The organism is Bradyrhizobium sp. 149 (assembly GCF_023073915.1).
Classification (GTDB): Bacteria; Pseudomonadota; Alphaproteobacteria; order Rhizobiales; family Xanthobacteraceae; genus Bradyrhizobium.
The window spans coordinates 131,791-151,486 of the sequence record NZ_JADPKK010000015.1 but is presented as its reverse complement, the minus strand read 5'-3'; the positions used below and the strand labels follow the sequence as shown (position 1 = coordinate 151,486).

At 63.1% G+C, this 19,696-nt stretch carries 19 protein-coding genes; 12 read left to right on the top strand and 7 right to left on the bottom strand.

What is annotated here, in order from left to right:
- Positions 1-139: 139 nt before the first annotated feature.
- From IVA88_RS09730 to IVA88_RS09705, 6 genes are all read left to right on the top strand, one after another.
- Positions 140-751 (top strand): DUF1285 domain-containing protein, encoded by a 612-nt coding sequence (locus tag IVA88_RS09730; protein ID WP_247497071.1) that lies wholly within the window; start codon positions 140-142, stop codon positions 749-751.
- Entirely contained in the window at positions 748-1,419 is a 672-nt protein-coding gene (locus IVA88_RS09725) for a CoA pyrophosphatase (protein ID WP_247497070.1), read from the top strand. The genes IVA88_RS09730 and IVA88_RS09725 overlap by 4 nt, the downstream gene beginning before the upstream one ends.
- Positions 1,416-1,679: a DUF6111 family protein gene (locus tag IVA88_RS09720; protein ID WP_247497069.1), complete on the top strand. Its 264-nt coding sequence runs from the start codon at positions 1,416-1,418 to the stop codon at positions 1,677-1,679. The genes IVA88_RS09725 and IVA88_RS09720 overlap by 4 nt, the downstream gene beginning before the upstream one ends.
- Positions 1,680-1,689: 10 nt before the next feature.
- Complete coding sequence (locus tag IVA88_RS09715) at positions 1,690-2,946, top strand: CCA tRNA nucleotidyltransferase (protein ID WP_247497068.1); 1,257 nt, start codon at positions 1,690-1,692, stop codon at positions 2,944-2,946.
- Complete coding sequence (locus IVA88_RS09710) at positions 2,943-3,722, top strand: sulfite exporter TauE/SafE family protein (protein ID WP_247497067.1); 780 nt, start codon at positions 2,943-2,945, stop codon at positions 3,720-3,722. The genes IVA88_RS09715 and IVA88_RS09710 overlap by 4 nt, the downstream gene beginning before the upstream one ends.
- A 403-nt stretch (positions 3,723-4,125) precedes the next feature.
- Positions 4,126-4,806, top strand: coding sequence for a hypothetical protein (locus tag IVA88_RS09705; protein WP_247497066.1), 681 nt, complete (start codon positions 4,126-4,128; stop codon positions 4,804-4,806).
- A gap of 242 nt (positions 4,807-5,048) precedes the next feature.
- Here the strand turns inward: IVA88_RS09705 and IVA88_RS09700 are convergent, their stop codons facing one another.
- Positions 5,049-6,068: a helix-turn-helix domain-containing protein gene (locus IVA88_RS09700; RefSeq protein WP_247497065.1), complete on the bottom strand. Its 1,020-nt coding sequence runs from the start codon at positions 6,066-6,068 to the stop codon at positions 5,049-5,051.
- A 263-nt stretch (positions 6,069-6,331) separates the two neighbouring features.
- Between IVA88_RS09700 and IVA88_RS09695 the strand changes: the two genes are divergently transcribed.
- From IVA88_RS09695 to IVA88_RS09685, 3 genes are all read left to right on the top strand, one after another.
- A complete protein-coding gene (locus IVA88_RS09695; protein WP_247497064.1) occupies positions 6,332-10,954 on the top strand; it encodes an autotransporter domain-containing protein in 4,623 nt (1,540 codons plus the stop codon).
- A 198-nt stretch (positions 10,955-11,152) separates the two neighbouring features.
- The gene (locus tag IVA88_RS09690; protein WP_247497063.1) at positions 11,153-11,329 is read left to right on the top strand and encodes a hypothetical protein; all 177 of its coding nucleotides are present in this window, start codon (positions 11,153-11,155) and stop codon (positions 11,327-11,329) included.
- A 344-nt stretch (positions 11,330-11,673) separates the two neighbouring features.
- Positions 11,674-11,931, top strand: coding sequence for a PepSY domain-containing protein (locus IVA88_RS09685; protein WP_247497062.1), 258 nt, complete (start codon positions 11,674-11,676; stop codon positions 11,929-11,931).
- 157 nt (positions 11,932-12,088) lie between these two features.
- On the opposite strand, the gene IVA88_RS09680 is transcribed toward IVA88_RS09685, so the two are convergent.
- From IVA88_RS09680 to IVA88_RS09655, 6 genes are all read right to left on the bottom strand, one after another.
- The gene (locus IVA88_RS09680) at positions 12,089-12,295 is read right to left on the bottom strand and encodes a DUF2158 domain-containing protein (RefSeq protein ID WP_247497061.1); all 207 of its coding nucleotides are present in this window, start codon (positions 12,293-12,295) and stop codon (positions 12,089-12,091) included.
- Between the two features lie 347 nt (positions 12,296-12,642).
- Positions 12,643-13,401, bottom strand: coding sequence for an HAD family hydrolase (locus tag IVA88_RS09675; protein ID WP_247497060.1), 759 nt, complete (start codon positions 13,399-13,401; stop codon positions 12,643-12,645).
- Positions 13,392-14,291 (bottom strand): oxygen-dependent coproporphyrinogen oxidase, encoded by a 900-nt coding sequence (gene hemF, locus IVA88_RS09670; RefSeq protein ID WP_247497059.1) that lies wholly within the window; start codon positions 14,289-14,291, stop codon positions 13,392-13,394. Before hemF ends, IVA88_RS09675 begins: the two co-directional genes overlap by 10 nt.
- A 15-nt stretch (positions 14,292-14,306) precedes the next feature.
- On the bottom strand, positions 14,307-14,672 hold the full coding sequence (locus IVA88_RS09665) for a 6-carboxytetrahydropterin synthase (protein WP_247497155.1): 366 nt from the start codon (positions 14,670-14,672) through the stop codon (positions 14,307-14,309).
- Positions 14,673-14,689: 17 nt separating this feature from the next.
- Positions 14,690-15,322: a 7-carboxy-7-deazaguanine synthase gene (gene queE, locus IVA88_RS09660; protein WP_247497058.1), complete on the bottom strand. Its 633-nt coding sequence runs from the start codon at positions 15,320-15,322 to the stop codon at positions 14,690-14,692.
- Between the two features lie 18 nt (positions 15,323-15,340).
- On the bottom strand, positions 15,341-15,799 hold the full coding sequence (locus IVA88_RS09655; protein WP_247497154.1) for a tRNA (cytidine(34)-2'-O)-methyltransferase: 459 nt from the start codon (positions 15,797-15,799) through the stop codon (positions 15,341-15,343).
- 289 nt (positions 15,800-16,088) lie between these two features.
- Between IVA88_RS09655 and petA the strand changes: the two genes are divergently transcribed.
- From petA to IVA88_RS09640, 3 genes are all read left to right on the top strand, one after another.
- Positions 16,089-16,619: a ubiquinol-cytochrome c reductase iron-sulfur subunit gene (gene petA, locus IVA88_RS09650; RefSeq protein ID WP_007595042.1), complete on the top strand. Its 531-nt coding sequence runs from the start codon at positions 16,089-16,091 to the stop codon at positions 16,617-16,619.
- 62 nt (positions 16,620-16,681) lie between these two features.
- Positions 16,682-18,754, top strand: coding sequence for a cytochrome b/c1 (gene fbcH, locus IVA88_RS09645; protein ID WP_247497057.1), 2,073 nt, complete (start codon positions 16,682-16,684; stop codon positions 18,752-18,754).
- 145 nt (positions 18,755-18,899) lie between these two features.
- Complete coding sequence (locus tag IVA88_RS09640; RefSeq protein WP_247497056.1) at positions 18,900-19,574, top strand: dienelactone hydrolase family protein; 675 nt, start codon at positions 18,900-18,902, stop codon at positions 19,572-19,574.
- Positions 19,575-19,696: the final 122 nt, after the last annotated feature.

Genomic DNA, 19,696 nt, shown 5'->3' with positions numbered 1-19,696 from the left:
TTAGGGATATGTAGGGCATCACGAAGTGGCGACCTCCACACCGGACTAATCCGGGGTGGAACCGTGCACCGACACACGACGTAGACTTACAATTCAGACTTGCACCAAACGTGCCAAATGACAGAGTCAAGGGCAAACCATGGCGAACCAAGGGCAGAGCGCCGATCGCGGACTTGAAGGGCTGACTGCCGCCGCCAAAAGTGCCGCCGATACCGAAGGCGCCAAAAAGGGCCTGCCTCCGGTGCATTTGTGGAATCCGCCGTTTTGCGGCGATCTCGACATTCGAATCGCGTCCGATGGTACTTGGTTCTATTTGGGGACGCCAATCGGCCGTCCTGCCTTGGTTCGCCTGTTCTCGACCATCCTCAAGCGCGAAGGCGACAAGCATTTCCTCGTCACACCCGTTGAGAAGGTCGGCATTCGCGTCGACGACGCGCCGTTCATGGCGGTCGAAATGCAGAAGGACGGCGAGGACGACCATCGCGTGCTCCGCTTCCGCACCAATGTCGAAGATTGGGTCACCTGCGATGCGGCGCACCGGCTCCGCTTCGAGCAGGCCAGGGACGGCGGGCTGACGCCCTATCTGCATGTCCGCGCCGAGCTCTGGGCCAAGGTCACCCGCGCGCTCTATTACGATCTGGTTGACATGGGTGAGGAGCGGATGGTCGATGGCCAGCCGATGTTCGGTGTCGAATCGGCCGGCGAATTCTTCGCCATGGCCGATGCGGAGCAGGTGAGGGCCGCGCTTTGAACAAGCCTATCCCGAGGAACGATCCCGCCGTGATCGGTGCGGCCGATTTTTTCGCCCGCTCCGCGGCGCGGCTCGGCTTCGACGTTCCGCCCGGCCTGTACGATCCCAACATCATTCCGGCCTCGGGCGATCCCGGCACCGACAAGATGCTCGAGATCATCGCACGCGAGCAGCCCGTGCGACCGGCGGCGGTTCTGATCGCGGTGGTCGATCATCCCGAGCCGACCATCCTGCTGACGCAGCGCTCGGCGCATCTGAACGACCATGCCGGCCAGATCGCCTTTCCCGGCGGCAAGATCGACGCGACCGACGCCTCGCCGCTCGATGCGGCGTTGCGCGAGGCCGAGGAGGAGGTCGGGCTGTCGCGCGACTTCGTCGAGCCGATCGGCTATCTCGATCTCTACGGCACCGGCTTCGGCTTCCGCATCCTGCCGACGGTCGCCAGGGTGCGACCGGGTTTCGAGCTGACGATCAACCATTCCGAGGTTGATGATGCGTTCGAAGTGCCGCTATCGTTCCTGATGAACCCGGCCAACCACCAGGTGCACAGCAAGGAATTCCGCGGCATGGAGCGGTCCTATTACGCGATGCCGTTTGCGGAACGCTACATCTGGGGCGCGACGGCCGGCATGCTGCGTGTGCTCTATGAGCGGATCTATTCATCATGATTCGGCCGATCCTGACCGAGATCGGAATCTTCCTCGTTCCTTTTGCCGTCTATGCGCTGTTCCTGGCCGCCACGCGTTCCGGCCTCTTCGTGCAATCGTCGTGGCCGATCACCATCGTCGCGCGTCTCATGCTGGCTGCGCTCGTGCTGGTGATCGCGGGGCTGATCGGGTTTGCGCATTTCTCCGGCGCGGCGCCGGATTCGACCTACGTTCCCGCCCATATCGAGAACGGCAGGCTCGTGCCGGGCGTGGAAAAATAAGGGCCGCACGATGAGCGCAGAGCCGTTACTCGCCGATGCGCCCTGGCTGACCTCGGGCGGGACCGCACGCGTCCTGCAATTGCTCAACGCGGATGGCGAGGAGGCGCGGGTTGTCGGCGGCGCCGTGCGCAACGCGCTGCTCGGCCTCGTGCCCGGTGACATCGACATCGCGACCACGGCGCTCCCGCACGAGGTGATGCGGCGCGCCAAAAGTGCCGGCATCAAGGGCGTGCCGACTGGCATCGACCACGGTACCGTCACGCTCGTCATCGACGGGCAGCCTTACGAAGTCACGACGCTGCGCGAGGATACCGAAACCTTTGGCCGCAAGGCCAAGGTCGCGTTCGGCCGCGACTGGGTGAAGGATGCCGAGCGCCGCGACTTCACGATGAACGGGCTCTCGGTCGACGCTGACGGCGTCGTCCACGACTACGTCGGAGGCATCGCGGATGCGGTCGCGCGGCGCGTGCGCTTCATCGGCGATCCCGACCGGCGCATCGCCGAGGATTTCCTGCGCATCCTGCGCTTCTTCCGCATCCACGCCGCCTTTGGCGCCGGCGACCCCGACTGCGACGGCTATCTCGCCTGCATCCGCGGCCGCGCCGGCCTTGCGAGCCTGTCGGCCGAGCGGCTGCGCATGGAGATGCTGAAGCTGCTGGTCGCTCGCGGTGCCTCTGCCGCCGCGCTCGCCATGGCGGAAGCCGGATTGCTGCAGGCGCTGACTGGCGGCGTCGGCTATACCGGGCCGCTCTCGGCGATGATCGCGATCGAGCGCGAGCTTGGCCTCGCCGCGAGCAGCACGCGGCGGCTCGCCGCGCTGACAGTCGCCGTGACCGAAGACGCCAAGCGTGTCGCCACGCGCCTGAGGCTCTCCAATGCGGAAACCAAGGCGCTGGATTCGATGGGGCACCGATGGTGGCGTCTGGCCACCAAGAACGAAGCCGATGCGCGGCGGCTGCTCTACCGGCTCGGTGCGGAGCGCTATCACGATCGCGTGTTGTTGGGCTGGGCGAGAGCCGGCGGTGACGTCGGCTCGTCGCGGTGGCGTGCGCTGGCCGAGCTGCCGCAGCGCTGGACTGCGCCGAAATTTCCGCTTCGCGCCGCCGACTTCATCGCGCGCGGCATGGCGGAAGGACCCGCGCTCGGACATGTGTTGACGCTCGCCGAGGACGCTTGGCTTGCGGCTGATTTTCCCCTAGAGCAAGCTGCACTCGCTTCCATCGCCGATCAAGCTGCGGCACGAATCAGCCGCGATGAGAGAACGTGACCATCGTCTCGGGCTTCGCCGACATCTCGATTTTTCAGCTGCTGCTGGTCGCGTTGATGGCGTTGTTTGCTTCGATCATCGGTGGTCTGGCCGGCTACGGCACCGGCGCATTGATGCCGCTGGTGCTGGTGCCGCTGGTCGGCGCCGAGCCTGTGGTGCCCATCATCGCGATCTCCGCGATCTTCACCAATTCGAGCCGCGCGATCGCCTATCTCCGTTACGCTGATCGCCGTCGCGCGCTGATCGTGCTCGCCTGCGCCGCGCTGACGACGGCGCTGGGCGCCTACGGCTATACCCGTCTCACCAACGCCGGGGCGGCGCTGGTGATCGGCACCATGCTGATCATGAGCGTGCCGCTGCGCCGCGTGCTCCGCCGCCGCGAGGTCAGGATCGGCGACACCGGCCTTGCAGCCGGCTCCGTCGGTTACGGCGTGCTGGTCGGCGGCACCTCCGGCTCCGGCGTGATCCTGCTCTCGCTGCTGATGGCAGCAGGCCTCGAAGGCGCCGCCGTGATCGCGACCGATGCGATGATCTCGCTCGGCACCGGTCTCATCAAGATCTCCGTGTTCGGCCTCGCCGGCGCAGTGAATGCGCAGGTGCTCGCCTTCGCGCTGCTGATCGGCGCGATCGCCATTCCCGGAGCGTTCCTCGCGAAAGCATTCGTCGAGCGGATGCCGGTGCACATCCACACCGTGATCCTCGACGTCGCCGTGATCACCGGCGGGCTGGTGATGATCTCGGCCGCGGCGAAGCAGCTCATCGGGTGGATTCCCTGACCCAATTGGCATTCGCGCCTCATCGGCGCATTACGACCCGCAGCTGAACTTTCGGTGTTGCCGACGGAACTTTGGTGCTAGTCTTCGGCTGCATCATTCCTGTTAGGTCTGATGAGATTGGGCGGGTGACCAGGCTTACGGACTGCCACCCGTCATTTGGAAATTGAAATACTTAAGCCATCGCCCCTCCTCCGGACGCATTTCAAAGTCGGCCGGGGAATGTTCATCGAAGTCATTTCCTACCGTTCTTCCCCTGACTCGGAGGCGGGCTTTTTTCTGTCAGGCGTAATCGAAAAAGCGATTTGCCATGTCAATTTTGACAAGCAGAGCCGATTGCACGGCATGTAGCCATCATTCGAGTGCAAGGCGACCGAGTGCAGGGCTGGGAGCAAGCCGTTACTTTATGGCTTCTATGGTCTGTGCAGGTTGCGTTTTCCTGTTCGCCACCACCGCATCGGCTCAATGCGCAGCCCGCGATGTCCCAGAGAACCAGCTGAAGCTCAAGACACGCTCCGTCCCGGCACCCCAACGGCCCATCAGGTCCGCCGACGATATCGCGACATGGAAGACGATCAAAATCGGCACCTTTGCTGGCCCGATCAGGCTGCGCAATGTGCTCGCCGATATGGGCTGCAATGTCGGCGGGCAGGCCGCCGAAATCCTGGCGCGACCGGCATTCACCGTTAGCTCCCAAGAAACAGATGTGGAGCTTGTGGTCGTGTCACCGGCCCAGCTTGGGTTCACGTTTGATGCCGTAGCCTTGGCTGACGTTTACGCGCGCGCTCGACAGTTCGGCTTTGAACTTGCTGCGGCCGAAATCGGCCCGCAATTGCGCATCCAATATCTTGACCAGCCCATGGGGGAATTTCTCATTATCGGAATGGAGCCCATCAACACCTGGAGTGGCGAGCCGATTGTTCTCAATGTGGCAAATGGCGGGGCCGGATTGATCCTGATCGGCCAGAACGGCCGAGCCGAGGCGGAAATACCCATGACATCTCGTTTCGTTCTCGCGCGATCCCATAAGTTGGAGCCTAAGGCCGTACGCGTCGATGATGCCACTGCAGCGCTTCTGCCACGGTGAATGGGCGGCGTCTTCTCGATGAAGGGATAGTTGGTGGTCGCATTGTGCCCATCAGCGCAGTGGCGGCGCATTTTTTTGAGGTCCGCTCAGTGAGGCCCGGCGGACTAGATTTGTTCAGGTTGAGTTCTTCGCATTTGACCCGAAGCCGACTGTGGGGCCTCCCGACAGTGGGATATTGGGCGAGTGGTGAGACCAAGCGGGTGTCGCAATTCGAGGCGGATTTGAGCCCCGAATTGCAGGCTTCACCGCAGCTGTTCTTCCCAATGACGGAAGGTCGCAACCTCGTCGGCATCCTCGGCGGCTGGTCGGATGAGGATTGTTCCCAGGCGCGCGGCGCGTGGGCTGAAGCCAAATTGCTTGCTAAACGCCCGGCTGAAGTGCGCGCCGCTGACAAAACCATATTGGCGCGAAATCTCGCCGATCGACTGCTGGTCGCTGCGGGCGTTCAATAACGCATGAATGGCTTCGAGCCGCCGCCGGCGAATATAAGCTGTGACCCCTCCGCTGCTCGCGAACGCGCGGTACAGGCTCGAGTCGGAAATGGCGAGCGTTCTGCAAACAAGTTTCGACGTAAGCTGGTCCGAGGTCAGATTCTGGTCGATGTAGGATTCCGCCCGCAGGCGGATCGTAGAGACCGATTTGCTCACTGCTGCATTACGGCCGGGTTGCGCGGTCTGGAGGGCGGCCTTCAGCATGGCGACGAATGTCTCGGTGAGACTGGACGCGTCAGTGGCTTCCATCTGGGGTAGCTGTTGCACAAGCGACAGCAAGTAGTCGGCCAAAAGACGCCCCCAGGGCCCGTCAACAATAACACCGTGATGAAACGGCGGTTCGGACGCGATCTGCGCGAAAGCGCGTCGCGAAATGGCGCATGTGATGCTGTCCATCTCAGAGCCGTCGGAAGCAAAGTCGCAGAGCGTATCAAAAATCGCCACTTCGCCTTGTCGGAGGGTCTGCTGCCTTGCCCCGGCATCGACTGCGAAGTCGAGCGTTCCGGATTTCAGGAGCAGGACGATGATCCAGTCGCGGCCGTCCTGCCGCGCCATCTCCGCCGTTCGCACCATCCTGGCGGCGCCGATGCGGGAATGGGACATCACCATCTCGCCGAGCGTCCAGGCGTCCACCACCGCGTCGAATGGTGCGCCGGGAGGGTCGCTGCGCGTGACCTGATGGGTGGTGATTCCGGCACGCCAAACTTCAAAACGCTGGCTTTCCGGAAAATCAGAGGTGTCGAAGTGCAGAACGGGTATCGCCGCCGCCATTGGAATCGACCTCCTTCATTTGGCTCCGACCGGGTAAACCAAATCCGGTGCAGCGGCGACCACGGCTCGTTGCCACCAACTTGCCTGCGCAGTTCAGATGATTTGACCACTGAAGTCAAAAATATCGTGGGGGTGGAATTGGCCGTTAAATTCGTTGCGTTGTCAGTGGCCGTCAATTATCCAGTACGAGAACTCAAGCCGCATTGGAATCGCTCGGCGCTTTGCCCGCAGAAATGCGCATCCATCGGCTTCTATGATCGAGAGTGCGGCTTTTTGAGATGACGAGGTTGTCGAAGCCGGAGCGATCATCCTACGGGCGGCGTTTGGGATTAGGCTGGCGCGCGCGCCTTCTCGGCACCACCGCGCTTGCCGGATTGATGACCGCGGTTCTGGCCGCTCCCGTTCGCGCGGACAGTGAGTGGACCGGCGCGGTCTCGTCAAATTGGTTTATGGCCGGTAACTGGTCGAACGGCGTCCCAACAACAAATGACAGTGTAGGGATCTCAAACAACAGCGTCCCCAGCCCGGCGGTCATTGGAACTTCCGGAGCCGCTGCGTTTAACCTGGTGGTCGGACAGAACGCGAACGGTTCGCTGATCATCCAAAACGGGGGCAGTCTCAGCGTCCAAAACAATAGCGGGATCGGGTACCTGGGTGGGAGCGGCACGGTAACAGTGACCGGCGCAGGCTCGATCTGGAGTGGCGGAAGTGGCCCCTTCAAAATAGGAGTTCATGCTGGCAGCATTGGCACACTCGTCATTGCCGCAGGCGGTACGGTCGTCAGTGCCGCCGGCACCACTCTGGGCCAGCTATCTGGCTCCGTCGGTAATGTCGTCGTGGATGGCGCGAACTCGCGCCTGGAATCCTCGCTTATCCTCGGACAACTCGGAACCGGCACGCTCACCGTTTCAAATAGCGGCACAGTTGCGAGCGTGAGCCTGTATATTGGGGGGTACTCCGGCTTCACCGGCACCGGCACACTCAATGTTGGTGCGGCGTCGGGTCAAGCTGCGACGGCGCCTGGAGTTGTGAGTGTACCCCAGGTGCAGTTCGGGAGTGGTACCGGCACAATCGTATTCAATCACACGTCGAACAATTACACCTTCGCGCCGGTGATCTCGGGCGCAGGCTCGGTGCAGGTCGAATCCGGTACCACCATTTTCACTGGCCAGAACACCTATTCGAACGGCACGTTCATCAAGGGCGGCACGCTTGAGGTCTCGGGTCCCAGTGGAGCCATCGACTCGGGCGCCGCTGTGGCGGTCGGCACGCTCGCCGGCACCACCGGCACCTTCAGGGTCAGCGGTGGCGGTACGGTCACGGGGAGCAACGGCCTGATCGGGAGCGCCGCCGGTGCCACCGGCGCCGCCACTGTTTCCGGCGCAGGATCGATCTGGACCAGCACCGCGTTCCTGGCGGTGGGCAATAGCGGCAACGGTTCGCTGACTGTCGCGAATGGCGGCACAGTTATCGGCAATACGTCGGCCTCAATCGGCTCAGGCGCCGGCACGACCGGCAGCGTCACCATCACCGGTGCGAACTCGCGGTTTTACGGGAATTCCAGCATCGCAGTCGGCGTCCAGGGAAATGGATTGCTGCTGGTCGAGGCCGGCGGCGTAGCCAGGGCGCTAAATAGTTTTGTCGGCGTTTTTGGTACCGGCGCGGCGACCGTGACCGGGGCCGGTTCGGCCTGGAATACCGACACGAATCTCAGCCTTGGCGGCAACGGCCAGGGAGCGCTGACGATCGCTGATGGCGGTTCGGTTTCGATCGGCAACACCCTGACGATCGCGGTGAATGGCGGCTCGAGCGGAACGCTGAATATCGGTGCCGCATCCGGTCAGGCAGCGGCCGCCGCCGGCGCCCTCGTCACCCCGTCTGTTGTGTTCGGGGCCGGCACCGGCCGGATCGTCTTCAATCATACGGACACCGGCTATGTTTTCGCGTCGAACGTGTCGGGTGCCGGCGCAACCCGCACCGAGGCCGGCACGACCATCTTCACTGGCACCAACACCTATAGCGGCGGCACGACCATCACAGGCGGCAAGCTGCAACTCGGGAATGGCGGGACGACCGGATCGATCACCGGCAATGTCACGAACAACGCCACGCTGGCCTTCAACCGCTCCGACAGTTATGGCTTCGGCGGGGTGATTTCCGGAAGCGGCGTGGTGCAGCAGAATGGCCCCGGCACCACGACGCTGACGGCAACGAACACCTATAGCGGCGGAACCGTCTTAACTGCCGGCACTCTGTCGGTCGGGGCTGATACTAACCTCGGCAACGCCGCAGGCGGGCTGAGCTTCGACGGCGGCACTCTGCAGGTCACCGGCACGTCATTCACTGCGACGGCGCGCACTATCAATTGGGGCATCAATGGCGGCGGCTTCGATATTGCCCATGCCGGCAACGCATTTACCGCGAGCCAGCCGATCGGATCAGGAGGTGCGCTGACCAAGTCAGGTGCCGGAGATTTGGTCCTGACCGCCGCCAACACCTATGTCGGCGGTACCACGATCGTTGCTGGAACGTTGTGGCTCGGCAACGGCGGCACGACGGGCTCGATCATCGGCGGCGTCACGAACCACGGCACCTTGGCATTCGATCGTTTCAACGCCTACCAGTTCGACGGCGTTGTCGCAGGCAGCGGCGCATTGCAGCAGAGCGGTATGGGCACCACGACGCTCACGGCGGCCAACGTCTATACCGGCGGCACAACGATCGCGGCGGGTACGCTTCAGCTCGGCAATGGCGGGACCACTGGCTCGATCGTCGGCAACGTGCTCGATAACGCCAGGTTCGTGATCAACCGATCGGATATTTTCACTTTCGCGGGCACCATTTCCGGCTCCGGCACATTCGAACAGATCGGCACCGGCACCACTGTTCTCACCAACGCCAATACCTTTTCGGGCGGCACGACGATTGCGGGTGGAACGCTGCGGGTGGAGAACAACGCGGCCCTCGGCACCGGTGCTGTCATGACCACCGGCTCGGTGCTGGATTATGCCGAGGGCATCACGCTGGCGAATCCGATCCAGGTGAATTCCAACCACACGCAGCTGCAGGTGCTCGCCGCCACCGCAACGCAGGCCGGCATTATTTCCGAGTTGAATGGGCCGCGGCCGCTGGAGAAGATTGGCGCCGGCCGCCTGGTGCTCACGTCGGTAAATACCTACACCGGCCCGACCATGGTGTCCGGCGGCACGCTTGATGTAGCTGGGTCCATCGCGGCGTCCAGTCTGACCATGGTGAACGCTGGCGCCGCGCTGATGGGCACCGGCGTTATCGGCAATACAACGATCGCAAACGGCGCCACATTCCTGCCGGGCAGCGGCACATCGGGCTCGTCGATGACGGTAAACGGCAATCTCGCCTTCCAGTCCGGCGCAGCCTATCTGGTGCAGATCAGTCCGACCGCCGCCTCCTTCGCCAACGTCTCGGGCAGCGCGACCCTCAACGGCACGGTATCCGCGATCTACGCGAACACTGGCAATTTCGCCAAGCGCTATACCATTTTGAGCGCAGCGGGCGGCATCAGCGGCACATTCGGCGCGCTTGCCAGTTCCAACCTGCCATCCAACTTTACGACGTCATTGAGTTACGACCCTACGCACGCCTATGTGGATTTAACATTGGCTTTCACGCCGTCCGGTCCCGGATCCAACACGGGACTGACCGGCAACCAACAGACCATCGCCAACGTACTGACCGGTTACTTCAACACCAACGGCGGAATTCCGATGGCGTTTGGCGCGCTGACATCGGCGGGACTGACGCAAGTCACCGGCGAAGCGGCGACCGGTACGCAGCAGACGACGTTTCAGGCGATGAATCTGTTCATGGGCGTACTGCTGGACCCGTGGCTCGACGGTCGCGACGGCAATGGTGCGCGGGGCACCGCGTCGCAGTTTGCCGATGCCAGCGACACGGATGCAGCGGCCGCGTACGCCTCCGGCGGCAAGTTGCGTTCCCGCGCCGAACGCGACGCCTATGCTGCGGTCTACACCAAAACTCCGCCCCGCATCGCCGATCCGTTCGCAAGCCGCTGGAACACGTGGGCCGCTGCCTTCGGTGGATCCCAGACTACCAGCGGCAATGCGGCTTTGGGGTCCAGCACCGCGACGGGCCGGGTCTATGGCACGGCTATCGGTGCGGACTATCGGTTCTCGCCGGAGACTTCGGCTGGCTTTGCGCTGGCCGGCGGCGGCACAAATTTCAGTATCGCCAACGGTCTCGGACACGGCTCGTCGGACCTCTTCCAGGCCGGGGCCTTCATTCGACACACGGCCGGTGCTGCGTATCTTTCGGCTGCGCTCGCCTATGGCTGGCAGGATGTCACCACGGATCGCACCGTGACCGTCACAGGCGTGGATCAACTGCGCGCACGCTTCAATGCCAACGCATTCTCGGCGCGCATCGAAGGCGGCTATCGGTTTGTGACTTCATGGATCGGTGTCACGCCTTATGCGGCCGCACAGGTCACAGCTTTCGATCTGCCGGCCTATGCGGAAGGCGTTCTCTCGGGCAGCAGCATGTTTGCGCTCGACTACACCCCGAAGGCGGTCACTGCGACGCGCAGCGAATTGGGATGGCGCACCGACAAATCATACGCCGTTGGCGATGCGACCCTCGTCCTGCGCAGCCGCCTCGCCTGGGCGCACGATTTCAATCCGGATCGCAACATCGCCGCCGGCTTCCAAACTCTGCCGGGCGTGTCCTTTGTCGTCAACGGTGCCGCCCAGGCGCGTGACGCGGCCCTGACGACGGCCTCGGCGGAGATGAAGTTCATCAACGGCGTTTCGCTTGCTGCGACCTTCGAGGGCGAGTTCTCCAACGTCACGCGCAGCTACGCCGGCAAGGGCGTGGCGCGATACAGCTGGTAGAGTGACGACGTCCGCCTTTGGCCCATCCGCGAAGTGGCGACACCTCCGTTGAGGTCCGCTTGACGGGACGGAGCGGACTAGATCTGCGCAAGCTGAGTTCTGAGGTTTGAACCGGAACCGACCTCGTCAAGCGAACGGACCCGTTGCAGATGACCTGTGCAGCGCGTACCGTCGCCGCTGCCGATGCAAGGAACCCCAATGACTGATCGAGAAAAGATTCTAATTGCCCTTCGCGAAAAGCCTCTGAAGACATTCGACATCATGAAGCGCGTGAACATCAAGAATCAGGACGACTGCCAATCGCTCCTGTTGAAGATGCGTGACGACGGCGCCGTGAAGTTCGATATTCACAAGGGACATTGGCGCGTCGCGTGACGACGTTCACCTGGTCACCAGAGCGAGACTAGCCGCTCTCGGGCGGTTTTTTCATTTGGCGGCAACGTCCGTCGATCACTTTTCAGAAATGGCCTTGGCCTGCGGGATGCCCGTTCGCGCGGGTAAAGCTAACCCTGACGGAACTAAAGCGCCGAGTTCCGAAATCGAGCCGAAGCGCCCAAGCTCGTGATGTCAGTGGCCGCCCTAAAACGCCGATCTGCGTTTGGCTCAACCCAAAACAGGCGTTCAATCACTCGCGCTGACGCAACAGTCATGCTCCGCAGGCGTGGGAGAGGAACATCAATTCCGCCCGCACGTTGAAGCCTCTCATCGAAAAGGAGCTCATGATGAAGCTTGTCACCATTCTCGTTCTCGGTTCCCTCGCGATGGGCTCAACTGCGAGAGCGGATCAACCCGGACCTGATTGGATGCCGATGGAGCAAGTGAAGGCTAAGGTCATGGAGTCGGGTTATTCGCAGGTCACCAAGCTTGAAGCCGACGACGGCCGGTGGGAGGGCGAAGGCATCAAGAATGGGCAGAAGATGGAATTCCATGCCAACCCCAAGACCGGAGTCATCGAGCGCGAAAAGCCAGACCACTAGCGCTCAGGTCATACGAGGCGGTTCGGCTCGTTGACGCTTCGGGATCCGTCCCTTCTGCGCCCTCCAGCGATGTCCGCTACCGCGCCGTTATGGGCGGAGAAGCGGACATCGCGTGCCGGAGCCGAGTGCTCCTCATGAGACGCGGCCTTGGGCGCGCCTACTCCTCGTCTTCGTCGTCTTCATCCTCGTCTTCGTCGTCGAGCTCTTCAAGCTGCTCGAGCACGGCGCGCGGCAGCGTTTCGCGAAACAGATCGCCTTCAGCGCCCATCCAGAGACAGAGCACGTCGTCGCCCTTGACGTCCGCGACGGTGAGCGGCTGCCCGCCGGATTTCAGCATGACGATATCGCCGGCTTTTAGTTCCATGGATGGTCCTTTCGGGTTGATTGACGGGAGAAGCTAGCAAACCGGCATGACACGCCGATCACGAGCTACTCTGTCAGTGGATGTGTTGCGGTAGCGCGCATCCGCCGGCCGGACTGCTGAAACGCCAATCAGTGAGCTTCAAGCCGGGGCGGGTCCCATGACGAGAGGCAATAGCCTGTTCGATGGATGGCGCAAGGGCTCTTCCGTCCGTGCGCCGCGACCATACCACCATGCGCCTGTTTTGCCCGACGGAGCAAACGATTTCGCTCATCTACAAGCCGTTGATTTTGCAGCCGCCGGCTACTGTGCATGGGGTCGTTTTCGACGTTTGTTTGTTCGTGCCCTGGTCAGACCTGCTCCGGCACCAGCTCACGGAGCGAGCGGATGATGCGGTCGGGCTTGACGATCGAGCCTTCGGGCAGACCTTCGCCATGCACGTCGATCCAGATCGCATAGATGCCGAGGCGCTGCGGCGTCACGACTTCCCATTCCAGATTGTCGCCGATCATCCAGGTGTCCTTAGCGGTGACGCCGAGCGCGTCCATCGCGTGCAGATAAGCGCGCTCCTCGGGCTTGCCGAAGCCGTGCTCGCCTTCGATCTGGATGTGGTGGAAGCGGTGCGCCAGCTCGAAGCGCTCGACCTTGGCGCGCTGGGTGTCGGCGGCGCCGTTGGTCACCAGCGCGAGCTTGATGCCGAGCGCCTTCAATTGGTCGATGGCGTCATGCGCGCCGGGGAACACGAACATCTCCTCCTCGCGATAACTGGTGAAGCGATCGGCGAGGCGAATGGCGAGATCGTCTGATAGTGCGCGGTGACCTGCGGCCGCGAGCGCGGCAAAACCGCGCTTGACGGTGAGGTGACGGGCCTCGGCGAGCTTCATCCGCCACGCGGCGTCCGCATTGGCCCAGAAGTTTTTCGCGAAAGCGAGCACCGTCGTTGCGACCAGTTGCGGCGGCAGCGGCGCAAGCTCCTCGGCGAACTCAGCTGTAATCGTGCTCCAGGCGATCTCGGGCCGCGCATAGGCCGACAGGATGGTGTCGTCCATGTCGATCAGCATGGCGCGCGGAAGCGGCCTCATAGCGGGCTTTATCATCGTCATGGCCATTTCACCTCCGGCGGCAGCGACGACAGGATCGAATCCACATTGCCGCCGGTCTTGAGACCGAAGATGGTGCCGCGGTCGTAGAGCAGGTTGAATTCGACATAGCGGCCGCGCCGGATCAGTTGTTCCTCGCGGTCTTCTGCGGTCCATTTGGTCGCGAAATTGCGGCGCACGATCTCGGGATAGATCTTCAGGAAGGCGCGGCCGACATCCCGGGTGAAGGCGAGGTCGGCATCCCAGTCGCCGCTGTCGTGCCAATCGTAGAAGATGCCGCCGATGCCGCGCGCCTCCTTGCGGTGCGGCAGGTAGAAATACTCGTCGCACCATGTCTTGTACTTGTCGTAATCGGCAATGCCGTTCGGCTGCGTGCAGGCCTGCTTCATCGCGGCGTGGAAGGCGATGCTGTCGGCATCGTCCTGCGTGCGCCGGCGGTCGAGCACCGGCGTCAGATCGGCGCCGCCGCCGAACCAGGCTTTGGTGGTGACGACGAAGCGCGTGTTCATGTGCACCGCGGGCACGTGCGGATTGCGCAAATGCGCGATCAGCGAGATGCCGGAGGCCCAGAATTTCGGGTCGTCCGCCGCACCCGGAATCTGCGCGCGAAACTCGGGCGCGAATTCGCCATGCACGGTGGAGCAGTGCACGCCGACCTTCTCGAACAGCCGGCCTGACATCATCGACATCACGCCGCCGCCGCCGGCCGCGCCGGTATGATCGGTGCGCTGCCAGGGCGTGCGCTTGAAGCGGCCGGGCTCGCCGGGATAGAGGCTCTGCGACGCGTCATCCTCCAGCCGCTCGAAGCTCGCGCAGATGTCGTCACGCAGGGCTTCGAACCAGGCGCGAGCGCGGGTCTTGCGGTCTTCGATCAAGCTCGGGTCCAATGTGGATGTCATTCTCTCAGCCTGTCGTCAGCCCTGCGGGCCGTAATAGGTGCAACTCTCGTTGCAACTGTCGCGGTGAATGCTGACGCGGGTGAGCTTGCCGATATGGGCCAGCCGCTCCCAGACGAAGCGCGAGAGGTTTTCCAGCGTCGGGGTGCCCAGCGCCTCGATCTTGTTGAGGTACTTGTGGTCCAGCGTCACGCGCACGTCCTCGATGGCGCGCTGGACCAGGCCGAGATCGACCACCATGCCTGTCGCAGGGTCCGGCGTGCCGCACACCGTCACCTCGGCGCGGAAGGAGTGGCCGTGGATCTCTTCGCTGGCCGCGCCGAACGTCGTTCCCGACAATGAGTGCGCGGCCTCGAAGCGAAACGATTTCGTCAATTCCCACATCTGTTCGAAAACCAATCCTACCTGATGCCGAGCGACTTATGCGTTTGCACGCTGAGCCGCCATTGCGGATGATTGAGGCAATAGTCGATTGCGCGCGCGGTGTTTTCCGCGACCTCGGGCCCGTCCATCGGCTGCAGCGAGAAGCGCTGGAAGGCGAGGCCCGCGAAGGCCTCCGGCAAGGCGAGCGGCTGCGGATAGACCAGCTTCAGCTCGTGGCCGCGCCGGATCACCAGGATGCTGCCACCCTTCGGGCTGACGCAGATCCAGTCCAGCCCCTCGGGCGGGGCGATGGTGCCGTTGGTCTCGACTGCGATCTCGAAGCCGCGCGCGTGGAGCGCCTCGATCAGCGCCGCATCGACCTGGAGTAGCGGCTCGCCGCCGGTGAGCACCACGTAACGGTTGCCGGTGGAGGCTGTCCATTGCGCGGCAATGGTGCCGGCGAGTTCCGTTGCCGAGGCATAACGCCCGCCGAGCGTGCCGTCGGTGCCGACGAAATCGGTGTCGCAGAATTTGCAGGTGGCCTCGCTGCGGTCCGCCTCGCGTCCGCTCCAGAGGTTGCAGCCGGCAAAACGGCAAAATACGGACGCGCGCCCGGCATGGGCGCCTTCCCCTTGCAGGGTCAGGAAGATTTCCTTGACCGCGTAACTCAACCGTCTCTCCTCAACATGTCAAACTTGCGGGTTCCGGATCTGCCGCAGTGCTTCGCCTGCGGCCATCGCCGCGGTCATGGCGACATTGAGCGACCGCAGCCCCGGGGTGATCGGGATCACCAGCCGCGCGTCCGCCGCCTCGACCACCGCCTCGGTGACGCCGGCGCTCTCGCGCCCGAATAGCAGGATGTCCGCCGTCTGGTAACGGAAATCGCGGTAGTCGGTCGCCCCTTTGGTGGTGAACAGCAGCAGGCGAGCGCCCTGCGCCGCGCGCCATTGCTCGAATTTCGACCAGGAGTCGTGCCTGACGATGCTGACCTGATCAAGGTAGTCCATTCCCGCCCGGCGGAAATGCCGGTCGGAGACGGGGAAGCCCGCCGGTTCGATGATATGGGCGGCCACGCCCAGACAGGCGCAGAGCCTGAGAATCGTGCCGGTGTTCTGGGGGATGTCGGGTTGGAAAAGTGCTATCTGCATGGGCTGTGCAAGACCTGTATTGGGTTCGGTGCGAGCCGGAAATGTCTCAATAAAACATCGCTGGCCGCGGAATTCGTGCATTGCACGCTCCCGCGCCGATAGCGGGCTTGCGCTCGCCCGGCAAGGGTGCCAATAGAACGATTCTGGACTGCTGTTTTCGCCTTGTTTTGGTGGGGGCACGTGAAGTTCTGCCGCCGCGGGGGGCCGCGGGCGCCGGCAGGCTGTTCCGGGGACCTTGGGGGCCTCTGGAGCGGTTCCGCCGGCTGCATAAGAAGAAAGGGTTGGAATCGTGACGACAGCGTCTTCGGCGGACCATCCGACACGCCGTGATTTCTTATTCGTTGCAACGGGGGCAGCTGCAGCAGTAGGGGGCGCAGCCGCGCTCTGGCCCTTTATCTCCCAAATGAATCCTGATGCGTCGACCATCGCCGCCGGTGCGCCGATCGAGGTCGATCTCAGCCCGGTCGCCGAGGGGCAGGACATCAAGGTGTTCTGGCGCGGCAAGCCGATCTACATCAGCCACCGCACCAAGAAGCAGATCGACGAGGCGCGCGCCGTCAACGTGGCGAGCCTGCCCGATCCGCAGTCCGACGAAGCCCGGGTCAAGTCCGGCCATGACCAGTGGCTGGTCGTGATCGGCATCTGCACCCATCTCGGCTGCATCCCGATCGCCCATGAAGGCAATTACGACGGGTTCTTCTGCCCCTGCCATGGTTCGCAGTACGATTCGTCCGGCCGCATCCGCCAGGGGCCCGCGCCCGCGAACCTGCCGGTGCCGCCGTACCAGTTCGTTTCCGACACCAAAATCCAGATCGGCTGAGCTTCGGGCCCTCGTCCGAAGCTTCACGCCGTCTCGTCGTTATATTTCCTCAGGATCGCATCATGAGCGGACCATCCGACTACCAGCCGAGCAATCCGGCCCTGCAATGGATCGAGCGGCGTCTGCCGATCCTCGGCCTCATGCACTCCTCCTTCGTCGTTTATCCGACCCCGCGTAACCTGAACTACTGGTGGACCTTCGGCGCCATCCTCTCCTTCATGCTGGGAATCCAGATCCTGACTGGCGTGATCCTGGCGATGCACTACACGCCGCATGCCGATCTCGCCTTCAAGTCGGTCGAACTGATCGTGCGCGACGTCAACTATGGCTGGTTGCTCCGCAACATGCATGCCGTCGGCGCCTCGATGTTCTTCGTCGCTGTTTACGTCCACATGCTGCGCGGCCTCTATTACGGCTCCTACAAGGAGCCGCGCGAGGTGCTCTGGATCCTCGGCGTCATCATCTACCTCCTGATGATGGCGACGGGCTTCATGGGCTACGTGCTGCCGTGGGGCCAGATGAGCTTCTGGGGCGCCACCGTCATCACCAATCTGTTCTCCGCCATTCCCTATGTCGGCGAGAGCATCGTGACGCTGTTGTGGGGCGGCTATTCGGTCGGCAATCCGACTCTGAATCGCTTCTTCTCGCTGCATTATCTGCTGCCGTTCCTGATCGCGGGCGTCGTCGTGCTCCATGTCTGGGCGCTGCACGTCTCCGGCCAGAACAATCCTGATGGCGTCGAGCCCAAGACGGAAAAGGACACGGTTCCGTTCACGCCGCATGCGACCATCAAGGACATGTTCGGCGTCGCCTGCTTCATGCTGCTCTACGCTTGGTTCATCTTCTACATGCCGAACTATCTCGGCGATGCCGACAATTACATTCCGGCGAACCCGGGCGTGACGCCGCCACACATTGTGCCGGAATGGTATTACCTGCCGTTCTACGCGATCCTGCGCTCGATCCCGAACAAGCTCGCGGGCGTGATCGGGATGTTCTCGGCCATCATCATCCTGTGCTTCCTGCCCTGGCTCGATGCCGCCAAGACGAAGTCGTCGAAGTACCGTCCGCTCGCCAAGCAGTTCTTCTGGATCTTCGTCGCGGTGTGCATCCTGCTCGGCTATCTCGGCGCGCAGCCGCCGGAAGGCATCTATGTGATCGCCGGCCGGGTCCTGACGTTCTGCTACTTCGCCTACTTCCTGATTGTGCTGCCGCTGCTCTCGCGCATCGAGAAGCCGCGGCCGGTGCCGAACTCGATCTCGGATGCCGTCCTGGCCAAAACCGGGAGCAGGTCGACGCCGATGGTGTCGAGCGCGATCGTGCTTGCGCTGGCGGGCGCGTTGTTTGCGGGCTCAGCCGATAGCGCGCGCGCCTCCGAAGGCAGCGACAAGCCGCCGGGCAACAAATGGTCGTTCGCCGGCCCGTTCGGCAAGTACGACCGCGGCGCATTGCAGCGCGGCCTGAAGGTCTACAAGGAAGTCTGCGCCAACTGTCACGGCCTGTCCTACATCGCCTTCCGCAACCTCGCGGAAGCCGGCGGCCCCGGCTATTCGGTCGCACAGGCTGCAGCCTTCGCCTCCGACTACAAGGTCAAGGATGGCCCGAACGATGCGGGCGACATGTTTGAGCGCGCTGGCCGGCCGGCGGACTATTTCCCGTCGCCATTCCCGAATGAGCAGGCGGCGCGTGCGGCGAACGGTGGCGCGGCGCCGCCGGATCTGTCGCTTATCACCAAGGCGCGCTCCTACGGGCGCGGCTTCCCGATGTTCATCGTCGACTTCTTCACCCAGTATCAGGAGCAGGGCCCGGACTACGTCTCGGCGTTGCTGCAGGGCTTTGAGGACAAGGCGCCGGAGGGTGTGACGATCCCGGAGGGCTCCTACTACAACAAGTATTTCCCGGGCCACGCCATCAAGATGCCGAAGCCGCTCAGCGACGGCCAGGTCACCTATGACGACGGCTCGCCGACCACGGTCGCGCAATATTCCAAGGACGTCACCACGTTCCTGATGTGGACCGCTGAGCCGCATATGGAAGCGCGCAAGCGCCTCGGTTTCCAGGTGTTCATCTTCCTGATCATCTTCGCCGGCCTGATGTACTTCACCAAGAAGAAGGTCTGGGCCGCCTCGCACTGAGCGGCCTGAAGCGAGAATGAAGAGGCCCCCGCAAGGGGGCTTTTTTGTTGGGCACGAGAGTGTGTTGTCAGGCGTGATTGCCTATCGCGCGCTCAAACGCCAAAATGCCGCCAACCGCTCCCCCAGAAACTCGTCGGAGGACACCATGGGAACCGCCATCACCTTCAAGCGCCCGGACGGCAAGGACGCATCGGGCTATCTCGCCAATGCCGCGCGCGGCAACGCGCCGGGCGTGGTCGTCATCCAGGAATGGTGGGGCCTGTCGGACCAGATCAAGGGATTATGCGACCGCTTCGCGCTGGCCGGCTTCGATGCGCTGGCGCCCGATCTCTACAAAGGCAAGGTGGTGCCATATCACGACACCGACGCCGCCGGCAAAGAGATGAACTCGCTCGATTTCATGGACGCCACCACGCAGACCGTGCGCGGCGCCACGCAATATCTGTCCCGCAACGGCGCCAAGGTCGGGCTAACAGGCTTCTGCCTCGGCGGCGCCGTCACCATCATCGGTGCGACCAAGATCCCGGAGCTCGCGGCCGGCGTTGTGTTCTACGGCATTCCGCCGGAGCAGGCCGCCAAGCCCGCCGACGTCAAGATCCCGCTCCAGGCCCATTTCGCCAACAAGGACGATTGGTGCACGCCGCAACTCGTCGATGCCTTCGAAAACGGCATGAAGGCCGCCGGCAAGTCGCTGGAGCTGTTCCGCTATGACGCCGAGCACGCCTTCGTCAACGAGCAGCGCCAGGCCGTCCACGACCGCGAAGCCGCCGAGCTCGCCTGGCGCAGGGCGACGGAGTTTTTCAGGAAGCATCTGGGGTAGGCCACCTCCATGGCGCGGCGGGCCACCCTTGACGCCGTCCCCGCGCCATGATGAGTATCCGCCCATGAGCACCGCCGTCCGCCCAGCCCGTCTTTGGTGGCGCACCTCCTAAGAGGTGGCCG